Source organism: Thioalkalivibrio sp. ALJ2, assembly GCF_000378325.1.
Classification (GTDB): domain Bacteria; phylum Pseudomonadota; class Gammaproteobacteria; order Ectothiorhodospirales; family Ectothiorhodospiraceae; genus Thioalkalivibrio.
Map to the genome: position 1 here is coordinate 379,635 of NZ_KB899554.1, position 14,312 is coordinate 393,946.

General features: G+C 65.8%; 11 protein-coding genes. 5 read left to right on the plus strand and 6 right to left on the minus strand.

Going from position 1 to position 14,312, the window contains the following annotated elements; translation table 11 throughout:
* Positions 1-43: 43 nt before the first annotated feature.
* Both purD and purH read right to left on the minus strand, forming a co-directional pair.
* Positions 44-1,333 carry a phosphoribosylamine--glycine ligase gene (gene purD, locus F468_RS0101760; RefSeq protein WP_018994509.1) on the minus strand — a complete coding sequence of 430 codons (1,290 nt, stop codon included), beginning with the start codon at positions 1,331-1,333 and terminating at the stop codon, positions 44-46.
* An 8-nt stretch (positions 1,334-1,341) separates the two neighbouring features.
* Positions 1,342-2,907, minus strand: coding sequence for a bifunctional phosphoribosylaminoimidazolecarboxamide formyltransferase/IMP cyclohydrolase (gene purH, locus F468_RS0101765; RefSeq protein ID WP_018994510.1), 1,566 nt, complete (start codon positions 2,905-2,907; stop codon positions 1,342-1,344).
* Between the two features lie 497 nt (positions 2,908-3,404).
* Here purH and F468_RS0101770 point away from each other — a divergent pair, with 497 nt between their 5' ends.
* Entirely contained in the window at positions 3,405-4,223 is an 819-nt protein-coding gene (locus tag F468_RS0101770) for a class I SAM-dependent methyltransferase (protein WP_018175153.1), read from the plus strand.
* Positions 4,220-5,068, plus strand: coding sequence for a methyltransferase domain-containing protein (locus F468_RS0101775; protein WP_018175154.1), 849 nt, complete (start codon positions 4,220-4,222; stop codon positions 5,066-5,068). Before F468_RS0101770 ends, F468_RS0101775 begins: the two co-directional genes overlap by 4 nt.
* A gap of 25 nt (positions 5,069-5,093) precedes the next feature.
* Here F468_RS0101775 and F468_RS0101780 read toward each other — a convergent pair whose 3' ends face one another.
* The gene (locus tag F468_RS0101780; RefSeq protein ID WP_018994511.1) at positions 5,094-5,834 is read right to left on the minus strand and encodes an arginyltransferase; all 741 of its coding nucleotides are present in this window, start codon (positions 5,832-5,834) and stop codon (positions 5,094-5,096) included.
* Between the two features lie 151 nt (positions 5,835-5,985).
* Between F468_RS0101780 and metH the strand changes: the two genes are divergently transcribed.
* A complete protein-coding gene (gene metH / locus F468_RS0101785; protein WP_018994512.1) occupies positions 5,986-9,777 on the plus strand; it encodes a methionine synthase in 3,792 nt (1,263 codons plus the stop codon).
* A 75-nt stretch (positions 9,778-9,852) separates the two neighbouring features.
* Here the strand turns inward: metH and F468_RS0101790 are convergent, their stop codons facing one another.
* On the minus strand, positions 9,853-10,614 hold the full coding sequence (locus tag F468_RS0101790; RefSeq protein ID WP_018994513.1) for a sulfite exporter TauE/SafE family protein: 762 nt from the start codon (positions 10,612-10,614) through the stop codon (positions 9,853-9,855).
* Between F468_RS0101790 and F468_RS0101795 the strand changes: the two genes are divergently transcribed.
* On the plus strand, positions 10,613-11,263 hold the full coding sequence (locus tag F468_RS0101795) for a DUF4124 domain-containing protein (RefSeq protein ID WP_231373166.1): 651 nt from the start codon (positions 10,613-10,615) through the stop codon (positions 11,261-11,263). The two genes, F468_RS0101790 and F468_RS0101795, sit on opposite strands and share 2 nt — an antisense overlap.
* A 24-nt stretch (positions 11,264-11,287) precedes the next feature.
* On the opposite strand, the gene argB is transcribed toward F468_RS0101795, so the two are convergent.
* Positions 11,288-12,166: an acetylglutamate kinase gene (gene argB, locus F468_RS0101800; RefSeq protein ID WP_018175158.1), complete on the minus strand. Its 879-nt coding sequence runs from the start codon at positions 12,164-12,166 to the stop codon at positions 11,288-11,290.
* Between the two features lie 169 nt (positions 12,167-12,335).
* Between argB and hmpA the strand changes: the two genes are divergently transcribed.
* Positions 12,336-13,517 (plus strand): NO-inducible flavohemoprotein, encoded by a 1,182-nt coding sequence (gene hmpA / locus F468_RS0101805; RefSeq protein WP_018994515.1) that lies wholly within the window; start codon positions 12,336-12,338, stop codon positions 13,515-13,517.
* On the opposite strand, the gene F468_RS0101810 is transcribed toward hmpA, so the two are convergent.
* Positions 13,518-14,312: a gamma-glutamyl-gamma-aminobutyrate hydrolase family protein gene (locus tag F468_RS0101810; RefSeq protein ID WP_018994516.1), complete on the minus strand. Its 795-nt coding sequence runs from the start codon at positions 14,310-14,312 to the stop codon at positions 13,518-13,520.

A 14,312-nucleotide genomic window follows, 5' to 3' on the forward strand; every position in this document is an offset into this window, starting at 1 on the left:
ACATTAATCAGTGTTTCCCTGGGGTGTGGGCCGCCGCCTTGGGTTACCCCTCGCGGGCGACGGCGCGATAGCCGATATCTGTCCGGCAGTATATATCCTCGAAGTGGATCCGGTGCACGGCCTCGTAGGCCTTTTTTTGGGCGGATCTCACGTCCCTTCCAAGGCCCACGACGCAAAGCACGCGGCCCCCGGCGGTCACGACCGCGCCATCTTCGCGCGTTGCGGTCCCGGCATGAAATACGTAGGCCTCGGGGTCATTCTCCACCGCTTCGAGCCCGGTGATCGCGTCGCCCTTGCGGTAGGTGCCCGGGTATCCTCCGGCGGCCAGTACCACGCCGAGGGCGACGCGGGCATCCCAGTGTGCTTCGATCTGGTCCAGGCGCCCGTCCAGCGCGGCCTCGACCAGATCGGTCAGGTCCGACTCCAGGCGACTCAGGATCGGCTGGGTCTCCGGGTCGCCGAAGCGGCAGTTGAACTCCAGCACCTTCGGATTGCCCTCGGCGTCGATCATCACGCCGGCATAGAGAAAGCCGCTATAGCGTTCGCCATCGGCGGCCATACCGCGCACGGTCGGTTCGATGACCTCGCGCAGGATACGCGCGTGCAGCGCGTCTGTGACCACCGGGGCCGGCGAGTAGGCGCCCATGCCGCCGGTGTTCGGCCCCTGGTCTCCATCGTCGCGTGCCTTGTGGTCCTGTGAGGAGGCCAGCGGCAGCACATGCTCGCCGTCCACCATGCAGATGAAGCTGGCCTCCTCGCCGCGCAGGAATTCCTCGATCACCACACGATGACCCGCTTCGCCAAAGGCGTTGCCGGCCAGCATGTCGCGCACCGCGGCGCAGGCCTCGTCCTCGGTCTGCGCGAGGATCACGCCCTTGCCGGCGGCCAGCCCGTCGGCCTTGACCACGATCGGGGCCCCGTGGGTCTTGATGAAGTCCAGCGCGGCCGCCTCGTCCTCGAAGCTGCCGTAGGCGGCGGTGGGGATGCCGTGGCGCTGCATGAAGTCCTTGGCGAAGCTCTTGGAGCCCTCGAGCTGCGCGGCCTTCGCCGTCGGGCCGAAGCAGCGCCGGCCCGCGGCGCGGAAGGCATCCACCACGCCGGCAACCAGCGGCGCCTCCGGGCCGACTACCGTGAATGCAATGTCTTCGCGCTCGGCCAGGGCCAGCAGGCCATCGATGTCGGTGACGTCCACCGCGTGGTTCTCGCACTTGTCCGTGCGCGCGGTGCCGGCATTGCCGGGGGCGACCAGCACGCGCTGTACGCGCGAGGACTGGGCCAGTTTCCAGGCCAGGGCATGCTCGCGGCCGCCGTTGCCAATAACGAGTACGTTCATCACGGACCTCAGTGGCGGAAGTGGCGCATGCCGGTGAACAGCATCGCGATGTCGTGTTCGTTGGCGGCGGCGATTACCTCATCGTCGCGCATCGAGCCGCCCGGCTGGATCACGGCGGTGATGCCGGCCTCGGCGGCTGCGTCGATGCCGTCGCGGAATGGGAAGAAGGCGTCCGAGGCCATCACCGAACCGGCGACCTGCAGGCCCTCGTCCGCCGCCTTGATGCCTGCGATCCGCGCGGAATAGACCCGGCTCATCTGGCCGGCGCCAACCCCGATGGTCTGTTCGTCACGCGCATAGACGATGGCATTCGACTTCACGTACTTCGCGACCTGCCAGGCGAAGCACAGGTCCCGGGTCTCCTGCTCGGAAGGGGCCCGCGCGGTCACGGTCTTCAGTTCCGCATCCGCGAGCGAGCCACGATCGGCGTCCTGTACCAGCAGCCCGCCCCCAATCCGCTTGTAGTCGAGCCCCGGGGCCGTGGCGGCCGGCGGGATCTCCAGTACCCGGACGTTCTTCTTGGTGGCGAGGGCGCGCAGCGCGCCCGGGGTGATTTCCGGGGCGATCACGACCTCCACGAACTGGCGGCTGACGATTGCGTGTGCGGTATCGCCATCCAGCGGGCGGTTGAAGGCGATGATGCCGCCGAAGGCCGAGGTGGGGTCGGTCTGGAAGGCGCGTTCGTAGGCCATTAGCTGGGTCGGGGCGACGGCCACGCCGCAGGGGTTCGCGTGTTTCACGATCACGCAGGCCCCGGCCTCGAACTGGCGCACGCATTCCCAGGCCGCGTCGGCATCGGCCAGGTTGTTGTAGGACAGGGACTTGCCCTGGTGCTGGCGGTAGCTGGCCAGCGAGCCGGGTGCCGGTGCGGGATCGCGATAGAACGCGGCGCGCTGGTGCGGGTTCTCGCCGTAGCGCAGCGCCTCGACACGCTCGAAGGTGGCATTAAGCTGGCCCGGGAAGGGTTCTGCCTCGCCGTCCTCGTCCAGCGCCGAGAGGTAGTTGCTGATCGCCGCGTCATAGCGGGCGACATGGTTGAAGGCCGCCACCGACAGGCGAAAGCGCAGGGGCGCCGGGACCTCGCCGTGCTCGGTCAGGGTATCGACGATGGCGCCGTACTGGTCCGGGCTGGTGGCGACGGCCACGTCGCGATAGTTCTTGGCCGCCGCGCGCAGCATCGCCGGCCCGCCGATGTCGATGTTTTCGATCGCCTCCTCCAGCGTGCAGCCGGGGCGGGCCACGGTGGCCTCGAACGGATAGAGGTTCACGACCAGCAGGTCGATCGGCGGGATCTCCTGCTCGGCCATCACGTCGGCGTCGATATCGCGCCGCCCGAGCAGCCCGCCGTGGATGCGCGGGTGCAGGGTCTTCACCCGGCCATCCATGATTTCGGGGAAGCCTGTGTGCTGCGAGACTTCGGTCACCGGCAGGCCTTCCTCGGCCAGCAGGCGGGCGGTGCCGCCGGTGGACAGGAGTTCGACGCCCCGTTCGTGCAGGGCGCGCGCGAGCTCCGCTACGCCGGTCTTTTCGGATACGGATAACAGGGCGCGGCGGACGGGTCGGCTGGCGGTCATTCGGGGGCCTCTGGGAAAGGATCAAAAGCCCCCATTATAGCGAAGCTCGTCGGGAGGGGGGGGTCCGTGTTCGAGGCCCCCGTGGCGGCCGCTCGCTCGTACTTTTGCGCAAAACAACTTGTAATTTTTGTGCAAAACCTTCAGGGTATTAAAACGATTTCGGAACCAAATCGCCCGCGACCCGACGCGTTGCGAGGCGCCGTTACCGTTTCCCCGAACCAGGCGGGTGGGCCCGCCAGACCACGGTTCGGCATCCGGGCCCGATTGCCCTTCCGGATGCGAGGGAAAACCGGCCTAGGCCGGCCGCAGGCGCTGCCCGACAACGCGCTTGCGGGAGAGGACGCCTGATCGCCGGGCGCAGTCAGCCCGGTCCGGATCATCGTCGATGTGCCGCCCGAGCGAGGTGCGCGACGGCGTCCGGTGGGCTTGGTTCCGGCGGTCCGGCCGAAGGTCGGCTGGACCGCGTGAATAACGCAGTACAGCCAAGAGGAATCAGCATGTCCGCGAACATCAAGAATGATCAGGATTTCGGCGAGAAGCCGACCGAACGTCGCGATACCGAGAACTATCTCAACGAATACACCACCGGTTTTGTCGACAAGTGGGACGACCTGATCGATTGGGATAACCGCGCCAAGAGCGAAGGCACCTTCTTCATCGAAGAGCTGAAAAAGCGTGGCGCCAAACGCGTGCTGGATGTGGCGGCCGGGACCGGCTTCCATTCTGTGCAGCTGCGTGAGGCCGGTTTCGATGTGGTGACCGCCGATGGTGCCCCGGAGATGCTGGCCAAGGCCTTCGAAAACGGTCGCAAGCGGGGTCACATCCTGCGCACCGTGCAGGCCGACTGGCGCATGCTGAACCGCGACATCTACGGCCGCTACGACGCGGTGGTCTGCCTGGGTAACTCCTTTACCCACCTGTTCAACGAACACGACCGCCGCAAGGCCCTGGCCGAGTTCTACTCCGCCCTGAACCACGATGGCGTGCTGATCCTTGATCAGCGCAACTACGACACCATCATGGATCACGGCTACTCGTCCAAGCATACGTACTACTACTGCGGCGACGACGTCCAGGTGCAGCCGGCGCATGTGGATGAGGGTCTGGCCCGCTTCCAGTACCGCTTCCCGGATGGCTCCGAGTACTTCCTGAATATGTTCCCGCTGCGCAAGGCCTATGTGCGTCGCCTGATGCGCGAGGTCGGCTTCCAGCAGATCGAGACCTACGGCGATTTCCAGGAAACCTACCGCGAGACGGATCCGGACTTCTTCATTCACGTCGCCGACAAGCGTTACATCGAGGACGAGAACCGATGAGCAACCAGTATTCCGACGTCGTCGAGACGGCGCGCGACTACTACAACAGCGAAGACGCCGATACCTTCTACAAGCTGGTGTGGGGTGGCGAAGACCTGCACATCGGCATGTACGAGTACCAGGGTGAGCCGATCGGTGACGCCAGCCGGCGCACCGTCGCCCATATGTCCGACCTGCTCGGCGAGCCGCAGCCGGAATGGCGCGTGCTCGACATGGGTGCCGGGTATGGCGGCGTGGCCCGCTACCTGGTCGAGAACTACGGCTGTGACGTGACCGCGCTCAATCTCTCCGAGAAGGAGAACGAGCGTGATCGCGAGATCAACAAGGCGCGTCATCTCGACCACAAGATCACCGTGGTCGACGGCTCCTTCGAGAAGGTCGACGAGCCGGATGCCTCCTACGATGTCGTCTGGTCGGAGGACTCGTTCCTGCACAGCCAGAACGACAAGAAAAAGGAAGTGATCAAGGAGGCCGCGCGCGTGTTGAAGCCGGGTGGCTGGCTGATCTTCACCGATCCGATGCAGACCGACAACTGCCCGGATGGCGTGCTCGATCCGATCCTGGCCCGCATCCACCTCGACTCGCTGGCCAGCCCCTCGCTCTATCGCGAGGCGGCCAAGGAAGCGGGGCTCTACGAGGTCAGCTTCGAGGAGCACTCCAACCAGATCGCGACGCATTATGGTCGTGTGAAGCAGGAACTGGAGTCGCGCGAAGAGGAGCTGCGTGGCTATATCTCCCAGGACTACATCGACCGCATGAAGCAGGGTCTGCAGCACTGGGTGGATGGCGGCCAGTCGGGTTATCTGACCTGGGGCATCTTCCGCTTCCGCAAGCCGGCCGAGTAAGTCGACCGGGGAGGGCTGGCGGCCGCTACGGGTGGGTCGTCAGCCGCTTCCAGACCCCGTTCACCCGGCCCTCGATGGGCCGGAATCGGGTCTTGTAGGCCATCTTCGGGGCCTGGTCGATCCAGTACCCGAGATAGACATGCGGCAGGCGCTGCCGCCGGGCATGCGCGATCTGCGTAAGCACGGCGAGGGTGCCCAAGCCGCGATCCGGGGTCTCCGGATCGAAAAAGCTGTACATGGCCGACAGCCCCTGTGGGGTGCGGTCGGTGAGCGCAACGGCCACCAGCTCGTGGTCCCGGCGGAATTCGAGGATATCCACCGGACCGTTGCGGTGGCTAAGCATGCCCGCGTAATCGTCGCGCCCCATGCGTTCCATGCCGCCGCCGGTATGGCGGTGGGCGAGATAGCGTGAGAACAGCGGCATGTGCTCGTCGAGATCCGCGCAGGGCGTATGCCCGGGCTGGTCCGGAGGGCGCGTAATTGTGACCGCGAGATCATGATTGCGTTTCAGGCAGCGGCGCTGACTGCGGCTGGGTGTGAAATCCGCAACCGGGATCCGCACCGGAACGCAGGCCGAGCACGTCGGGCAGTGGTGGCGATAGACGAACTGGCCGCTGCGGCGAAAGCCCTCGGCGAGCAGTTGCCCATAGCGCGCCCCGCCCAGGCTGACCGCGGGGTCGACCAGCAGGCTCTGCATCTCGCGGTCGTCCAGATAGGGACAGGCCTGTGGGGCCGTAACAAACCAACGGATCGGGTGCTCCTGCATACGGCTATCGTGACACGACTCGCGACGGGCGCAAAAGAGGAGACCGGGCCCGAACATCAATATCCGGAACACCGCCCCAAAGGCGGGTTCCCGCCGGGCCTGGACGCCCGGCCATGACCATGAATCCATTCAACACAATGGTGTACCGCACATGACGGCAACGCGAAACGACATCGAGAAAGCGCTGAAAGAGCGCATCCTGATTCTGGACGGCGGGATGGGCACGACCATCCAGCTGTACAAGCTGGAGGAGGCCGACTACCGCGGCGAGCGCTTCAAGGACTGGGAGTCCGATCTGAAGGGCAACAACGACCTGCTGTCGCTGACCCGTCCGGACATCATCGAGCAGATCCACAACGACTATCTCGAGGCCGGCGCCGACATCATCGAGGCCAACACCTTCAACGGTACCCGCATCGCGATGGCGGACTACCACATGGAGGACCTGGTCCCCGAGCTGAACCGCGAATCCGCGAAGCTCGCGCGCAAGGCCGCTGATGCCTGGACGGAGAAGACCCCGGACAAGCCGCGCTTTGTCGCCGGCATCCTCGGGCCGACCAACCGCACCGCGTCGATCTCGCCGGACGTGAACGACCCGGGTGCGCGTAACGTCGACTTCGACACCCTGGTCGATTCCTACAAGGAGGCTGCCGAGGCCCTGGTCGAGGGCGGCGTGGACCTGCTGCTGATCGAGACGGTGTTCGACACCCTGAACGCCAAGGCCGCGATCTTTGCGGTGAAGACCCTGGAAGACGAGCTCGGGAAGGAACTCCCGATCATGATCTCCGGGACGATCACCGACGCCTCCGGCCGTACTCTGTCCGGGCAGACCACCGAGGCCTTCTGGAACTCGGTGCGTCACGCGAACCCGGTCTCCATCGGCCTGAACTGCGCGCTGGGCGCGAAGGAAATGCGCCAGTACGTGGAAGAGCTGTCGCGCATCGCCGACACCCACGTGTCCGCGCACCCCAACGCCGGTCTGCCGAACGAGTTCGGTGACTACGACGAGTCCCCGGAGCAGATGGCCGAGGACGTCGGCCCCTGGGCCGAGCAGGGCATGCTGAACATCATCGGCGGCTGCTGCGGCACGCTGCCGGAGCACATCCGCGCGATGCGCGAGGCGGTCGAGAAGCACGCCCCGCGCAAGGTGCCGGAGATCGCGCCGGCCTGCCGCCTGTCGGGTCTCGAGCCGTGCAACATCACCGACGACTCGCTGTTCGTGAACGTCGGCGAGCGCACCAACGTGACCGGCTCGCGCAAGTTCCTGCGTCTGATCCAGAACGAGGAATTCGACGTCGCGCTGGAAGTCGCGCTGAACCAGGTCGAGGGCGGCGCCCAGATCATCGACATCAACATGGACGAGGGGATGCTGGAGTCTCAGGACGCGATGGTGCGCTTCCTGAACCTCCTGGCCGGCGAGCCGGACATCGCCCGCGTGCCGGTGATGATCGACTCCTCCAAGTTCGAGATCATCGAGGCCGGCCTGAAGTGTGTTCAGGGCAAGCCGGTGGTCAACTCGATCTCCATGAAGGAGGGCGAGGAAAACTTCATCAAGCAGGCCCAGCTGTGCCGTCGCTACGGCGCCGCGATCGTGGTCATGGCCTTCGACGAGGACGGCCAGGCCGATAACGAGGACCGCCGTGTCGAGATCTGCACCCGCGCCTACAAGCTGCTGACCGAGAAGGTCGGCTTCCCGGCCGAGGACATCATCTTCGACCCCAACATCTTCGCGGTCGCGACCGGTATCGAGGAGCACAACAACTACGGCGTGGACTTCATCGAGGCCACCCGTCGCATCAAGCAGGACCTGCCGCACGCGCTGGTCTCCGGCGGCGTGTCCAACGTGTCGTTCTCCTTCCGCGGCAACGAGCCGGTGCGCGAGGCGATCCACGCGGTGTTCCTGTACCACGCCATCAAGGCGGGTATGGACATGGGGATCGTCAACGCCGGCCAGCTGGCGGTCTACGACGACATCGACGAGAAGCTGAAGGAAGCGGTCGAGGACGTTGTCCTGAACCGTCGCGATGACGCGACCGAGCGGCTGCTTGACCTGTCCGAGGAGTACAAGGGCCAGGGCGGCGGCAAGAAGGAAGAGAACCTCGAGTGGCGTGAATGGGAAGTCACCAAGCGCCTCGAGCACTCCCTGGTCAAGGGCATCGACACCTACGTGGTCGAGGATACCGAAGAGGCACGCCAGCAGTACGACCGCCCGATCCAGGTGATCGAGGGCCCGCTGATGGACGGCATGAACGTGGTCGGCGACCTGTTTGGCGAGGGCAAGATGTTCCTGCCGCAGGTGGTCAAGTCCGCGCGCGTGATGAAGAAGGCCGTGGCCCACCTGATCCCGTACATCGAGGCCGAGAAGACCGGCACCGAGAACAACGGCAAGATCCTGATGGCCACGGTGAAGGGCGACGTCCATGACATCGGCAAGAACATCGTCGGCGTCGTGCTGCAGTGCAACAACTTCGAGGTGATCGACATCGGCGTGATGCAGCCGGGTGCCGAGATCCTGAAGGCCGCCAAGGAACACGATGTGGACGTCATCGGCCTGTCCGGCCTGATCACCCCGTCGCTGGAGGAGATGGCCAACTTCGCCGCCGATCTCGAGCGCGAAGGCATGAGTACACCGCTGATGATTGGCGGTGCCACCACCTCGCGCGCCCATACCGCGGTCAAGATCGAGCCGAACTACTCCGGCCCGGTGGTCTGGGTGAAGGACGCCTCGCGTGCCGTGGGCGTGGCCCAGAGCCTGATCAGCCCCGAGCTGCGCGAGAAGTACGCCGCCGAGATCCGCGAGGAGTACGAAAAACTGCGCGTTCAGAACGCCGGGCGCAAGAAGAAGACCCAGTGGGTCACCCTGGAGAAGGCGCGTTCCAACAAGCCGCAGATCGACTGGTCCAGCTACACCCCGACCAAGCCGAAGGCGCTGGAGACCGACCAGCTGCCGGGCGAGCCGAAGGTGCTGCACCCGCATGGCGACGGTTCCGTGCTGCTGCGCTTCGACGACTTCGACCTGAACGAGGTGAAGAACTTCATCGACTGGACGCCGTTCTTCCACTCCTGGCAGCTGCACGCCGCCTACCCGCGCATCCTCGATGACGAGAAGGTGGGCGAAGAGGCGCGCAAGCTGTTCAAGGATGGCCAGGAGATGCTCGATCGCATGATCGAGGAGAAGTGGGTCACCCTGCGTGGAGTGGTCGGCTTCTTCCCGGCGAACACCATCAATGATGACGACATCGAGGTCTATACCGACGAGAGCCGCTCGCAGGTGCTGAAGAAGCTGCACCACCTGCGTCAGCAGACCGAGAAGCGCCGGGGGCAGCCGAGCCACTCGCTGGCCGACTTCCTGATGCCGAAGGAGGCCGGTGGCCCGGACTACCTGGGTGCGTTTGCGGTCAGCGCCGGTGGCGATGTCGACGCGAAGGCCGAAGAATACGAGAAGGCCAACGACGACTATCACGCGATCCTCGTGAAGAGCCTGGCGGACCGCCTGGCCGAGGCCTTTGCCGAGTGCATGCACCAGTACGTGCGCAAGCACTACTGGGGCTATGTCCCGGACGAGTCGCTGCCGAACGAGGACCTCATCGACGAGAAGTACCAGGGCATTCGCCCGGCCCCGGGCTACCCGGCTTGCCCCGAGCACACCGAGAAGGGCACGCTCTGGGAGCTTCTGCAGCCCGAAGAGCACGCGGACATGACGCTCACCGAGAGCTACGCGATGCTGCCGGTCTCGGCCGTGTCCGGTTGGTACTTCGCCCATCCGGAGTCGCGCTACTTCGGTCTGGGCAAGGTCAACCGCGACCAGGTCGAGGACTACGCCAAGCGCAAGGGCATGTCGTTCGAAGATGCCGAGCGCTGGCTCGCGCCGAACATCGGCTACGACGACAGCGACGAGGCCAAGGCGGAAGCCAAGGCCGAGCGCGAGGCCCGGTCCGCCTGATCGGCTGCAAGATGTGCCGCTAACGGAAGCCCCGCCTCGTGCGGGGCTTCTTTTTGTCTGCGTGTTCGCCCGTGATCAGGGCACCGGGGCCAGTAGCGCGATCCCGGTCAGCACGGTCACCACCTCGAACGTCCGCTTGACCAGTCGATTGCCGTAGCGGTGGGCCAGGGCCGCCCCCAGATAGCCGCCAATGAAGCTGCCGACCAGCAGCGCCGGCAGCCAGTCCCACTGGACGGTGCCGAAGGTGCCGAGCAACAGGGCCCCGGCGCCATTCCAGACCAGCCCCACCAGCACCATGGTGTATCCAACCGCCTGGGTGTAGCTCATCCCGTACCAGCTCACCAGCCAGAGCGTCACCATCAGCCCGGTGCCGGAGGCCAGCGAGCCGTTCAGGATGCCGATGATGAACAGCCCCAGTGCGCCGATCACGGCGTGCTGCAGGGTCTTGTCGGTCTCGCGCACGGCCTGCCCTAGTTGCGGCCGGCGCCAGGAGTACCAGCCCAGGGCAATTGTCAGCAGGCCCAGGGCGATCTCGCCGGCCCGTGGAGGGATTCCCAATACCAGCCAGGCACCGATCAGCACCCCAGGAAGACCGGCCGCGAGAATGACGGCTAGGCGCGCCGGTTCGAATGTGCTTTGCTTGAGGTGCCGCAGACTGGCCCCGGCGCCCAGCGCGACGGTGGCGATCTTGTGTGTGGCCAGGGCAACGGGATAGGGGAGTCCCAGAAAAATGAGGACCGGCAACTGCAACAGGCCGGCCCCGCCGCCCGCAAGGGCGGAGAATCCATTCGCCAGGATGGCGATGAAGAGCAGGCCGAGGTGTTCGAGTATGGTCATGTCAGGGGGCAGAAAGCGCGGTTCCGTGTGGTGGCGCGGCGTTTTTTGGGGGGGGCTGGCACTGGTGCTGGCGCTGCCGGCGCACGCGGATATTTATCGTTGGGTCGATGATGACGGCACCGTGCATTACTCGAACACCCCACAGCCCGAGGCCAGCCAGCGCGAGCGCCGCGTGTTTGATTCCCGTGGCCTGATGCGGGAGATCATACCCGCTCCCCCTACCGCCGAGGAGCGTGAGCAGGCCCGGGCCGAACAGGAACGTGCGCAGCAGGAGTTGGAGGCCGCGCGCCAGGCGCGGGCCGACCAGGCGGCGCGCGAGCGTCAGCTGCGTCAGGCCTACGAGAATCTGGACGAGATCGAAGAGCTGCGCGCGCGCCGTGTGGCGGCCATTGGCGGGGATATCGCGCGCTCCGAGGCGCAGGAGATCACGCTCTTGCGCGAGCGCGAACGTATTCGTCGTCAGTATGAATCCAGCGAGTCGGCTTCGGCGCGCGCACGCTTCGAGGTGCAGCTGGAGGATCTGGAGGCGCGTATTGACCGCGAGCGCGCGTACCGCCGGGGGCAGGAAGACCGCCTTGCCGCCATCCAGCAGAGGCTGGATCTGGACCGTGAGGACTATCAGCGCCTGGTCGGCAACGGCGAAGGCTAGAAACGCCCGTAAACGTCCGTCGGTCTAGCGACTGATCAGGGTGCCCACGCCCTCGTCGGTCAGAAGCTCCAGCAGCACCGCGTGTTCCACGCGGCCATCGACGATATGCGTGGCATTGACGCCGCTGCGCACCGCATCCAGCGCGCAGCGGATCTTCGGGATCATCCCGCCGTGGATCGTCCCGTCGCGGATCATCTCGTCCACCTGCGGGGCCGACAGCTTGGGCAGTAGTTCCCCGTTGCCGTCCAGTACCCCCGGGGTGTTGGTCAGCAGGAACAGCTTTTCCGCGTCCAGCACCACTGCGAGCTTCTCGGCCGCCGTGTCGGCATTGATGTTGTAGGCCTTGCCCTCTCGATCGAAGCCGATTGGCGCGATCACCGGGATGAAGTCGCTGTCATCCAGTGTATGCACGATCGCCGGGTCCACGCCCTCGACCTCGCCCACGTGCCCCAGGTCCACGGTCGGCTGACCCTCGGACGCGCCGTAGTCGCGCAGCGGGTTTGCGCGGATCATCTGGCCGTCCTTGCCGGTCAGGCCCACCGCGCGCCCGCCGAAGCGGTTGATCAGCGAGACGATCTCCTGATTCACGATCCCGCCGAGCACCATCTGCACCACGTCCATGGTCTCGCGGTCGGTCACGCGCAGGCCGTTGACGAACTCCGTCTGCTTGCCCAGCCGTTCCAGCAGCTGCCCGATCTGCGGGCCGCCGCCATGTACCACCACCGGATTCACGCCCACCTGCTTGAGCAGCACGATGTCGCGCGCGAACGAGGCCTTCAGGTGGTCCTCGGTCATGGCGTTGCCGCCGTACTTGATCACGATCGTCTTGCCCGCGAAGCGCTGGATATAGGGCAGCGCCTCGATCAGGACATGGGCTACGGAATGGGCCGTCTGGGTATCCATGGCGGTTCTGGCTGTTGAGGAATGCGGGCGCGCAGTTTACCACCGTGACAGAGGCAGGCGCCTGAGGTGACGGTACCCGGTTTTAAGGTGCATTGAGTATGCATCGTTTGACGGCGGATTCCCGCTTCCGTATAAAGCTGCATGCGCAAAGCAACATAAGGAGATATACATGCTGTCGGACGACCACAAGGCCATCATCCAGAAGACCGTCCCTATCCTGGAATCCGGGGGCGAGGACCTGACCCGCCACTTCTACAGCATCATGTTTCGCGATTACCCCGAGGTGCGGCCCCTGTTCAATCAGGCCCATCAGGCGAGCGGCCAGCAGGCGCGGGCGCTGGCGAATGCGGTGCTGCAGTACGCGCGGCACATCGACGAGATGGAGGCCCTGGGCCCGCTGGTCGGGCAGATCGTGAACAAGCATGTGTCGCTGCAGGTGCAGCCGGAGCACTACCCGATTGTGGGTGAGTGCCTGCTGCGGGCAATGCGCGAGCTGCTGGGCGAGGAGATCGCGACCGATGCCGTGCTGGAGGCCTGGGGTGCGGCCTACCAGCAGCTGGCGGATATCCTGATCGCTGCCGAGGAGGATGCCTATCAGCAGGCCGAGGCGCAGGCGGGCGGCTGGCGCGGACTGCGTTCGTTTGTCGTGCGGCGCAAGGTGCCGGAGAGCGAGGAGATCACCTCGTTCTATCTGGAACCCCAGGACGGCGGGCCGGCCCCCCCGTTCCAGCCCGGCCAGTACATCGGGCTGAAGGTCGACATTGATGGCGAAGAGCTGCGCCGAAACTACTCGCTCTCCATCCCGCCGGGCGCGGACGGGTTGCGCATCAGCGTGAAACGGGAGCCGGAAGGCCGGGTATCGCGTTTTCTGCACGACCGCATCCAGGAGGCCGATGTACTGGAGCTTACCCCGCCGTCCGGAGATTTCGTCCTGCGCGAAAGCGGTCGTCCGCTGGCCCTGATCTCGGCGGGTGTGGGGATTACCCCGACCATGGCCATGCTGGAGCCGGCACTGGAGGCTGGGCGCCGGGTGCACTTCATCCATTGCGCCCGCCACGGCGGGGTCCATGCCTTTCGCGAGCAGGTTGAGGCGAGGGCACGGGAGCACGATCACCTGCGCCCGTACTTCTGTTACAGCGAGCCCGGGGCCGATGACGCCGCCGACGCGACGGGCTTCCTGACTCAGGAGAAGCTCGCCGAGTGGCTCCCGCATCGCACGGAGGTCGACGTCTACTTCCTGGGGCCGACGCCCTTTATGCGGCAGGTGCGTCAGCAGTTGCGTGAACTGGGTGTGCCGGACGAGCGTTGTTTCTTCGAGTTCTTTGGCCCGGCCCGGGCCCTGGAAGCTTGATCAGATCGACTGGGTGGCCGCCACCAGCGCACGGAACAGGCGCTGGTGGCGGGTCTTCTGCGGCAGGTATTCGGGGTGCCACTGCACGCCGATGCACCAGCCGTTTTCGGCCTCGATCGCCTGGACGACGCCCGTCTCCTCGCGCCCGACGATCCGCATCCCCTGGCCGAGTTGGTCCACCGCCTGATTGTGCAGCGCGTTCACATGGATCGTGCCCGCGCCCAGTATCTCGGCCAGATGGCTGCGGCCATCGAGCATGACCGGCTTGACCGGCAGCAGACTGCGCGCTTGCGGGGTCTCGACATAGAACTCGGCCAGATCCTGCTGTAGCGTCCCGCCGCGCACCACGTTGACCAGCTGCATCCCGCGACAGATCCCCAGTACAGGACGGTGCTCGTCCAGCGCGCGATGGATCAGCGCCTTCTCCAGCCGGTCACGTTCCACATCCAGCACGCCGCCATGCGACTGGAACAGCCGCCGCAGCAGCCAGAGCGCGGGATAGAAAAGGTACCCGATCAGCCGCTGCGACAGGCGCCGTTCCGCGCCGCGAATGGCCTCGGGGTTCGGGCCCTGAGGCAGCGACTCCCCGTACAGTTCGGGATCGACATCCGCACCGCCCCCGACCACCAGTGCGTCGAACGATTGATGGGGGCGCGGCTTGCCGGGGCGTACGCGCAGGGGTCGACCGCCGGCGCGCCAGACGGCCAGCGCGGTGAACAGCCAGGCGGGGCCTCCGCCCTGGTCGGGTCCGGTGATCGCGACCACCGGACGCCGCGCCGGTCCGGCGTTGCTCAT

Coding starts and splice junctions, on each gene's coding strand:
- purD (WP_018994509.1), bottom strand. CDS start 1,333: ATGAACGTACTCGTTATTGGCAACGGCGGCCGCGAGCATGCCCTGGCC.
- purH (WP_018994510.1), bottom strand. CDS start 2,907: ATGACCGCCAGCCGACCCGTCCGCCGCGCCCTGTTATCCGTATCCGAA.
- F468_RS0101770 (WP_018175153.1), top strand. CDS start 3,405: ATGTCCGCGAACATCAAGAATGATCAGGATTTCGGCGAGAAGCCGACC.
- F468_RS0101775 (WP_018175154.1), top strand. CDS start 4,220: ATGAGCAACCAGTATTCCGACGTCGTCGAGACGGCGCGCGACTACTAC.
- F468_RS0101780 (WP_018994511.1), bottom strand. CDS start 5,834: ATGCAGGAGCACCCGATCCGTTGGTTTGTTACGGCCCCACAGGCCTGT.
- metH (WP_018994512.1), top strand. CDS start 5,986: ATGACGGCAACGCGAAACGACATCGAGAAAGCGCTGAAAGAGCGCATC.
- F468_RS0101795 (WP_231373166.1), top strand. CDS start 10,613: ATGTCAGGGGGCAGAAAGCGCGGTTCCGTGTGGTGGCGCGGCGTTTTT.
- F468_RS0101790 (WP_018994513.1), bottom strand. CDS start 10,614: ATGACCATACTCGAACACCTCGGCCTGCTCTTCATCGCCATCCTGGCG.
- argB (WP_018175158.1), bottom strand. CDS start 12,166: ATGGATACCCAGACGGCCCATTCCGTAGCCCATGTCCTGATCGAGGCG.
- hmpA (WP_018994515.1), top strand. CDS start 12,336: ATGCTGTCGGACGACCACAAGGCCATCATCCAGAAGACCGTCCCTATC.
- F468_RS0101810 (WP_018994516.1), bottom strand. CDS start 14,312: ATGAGCAACGCCGGACCGGCGCGGCGTCCGGTGGTCGCGATCACCGGA.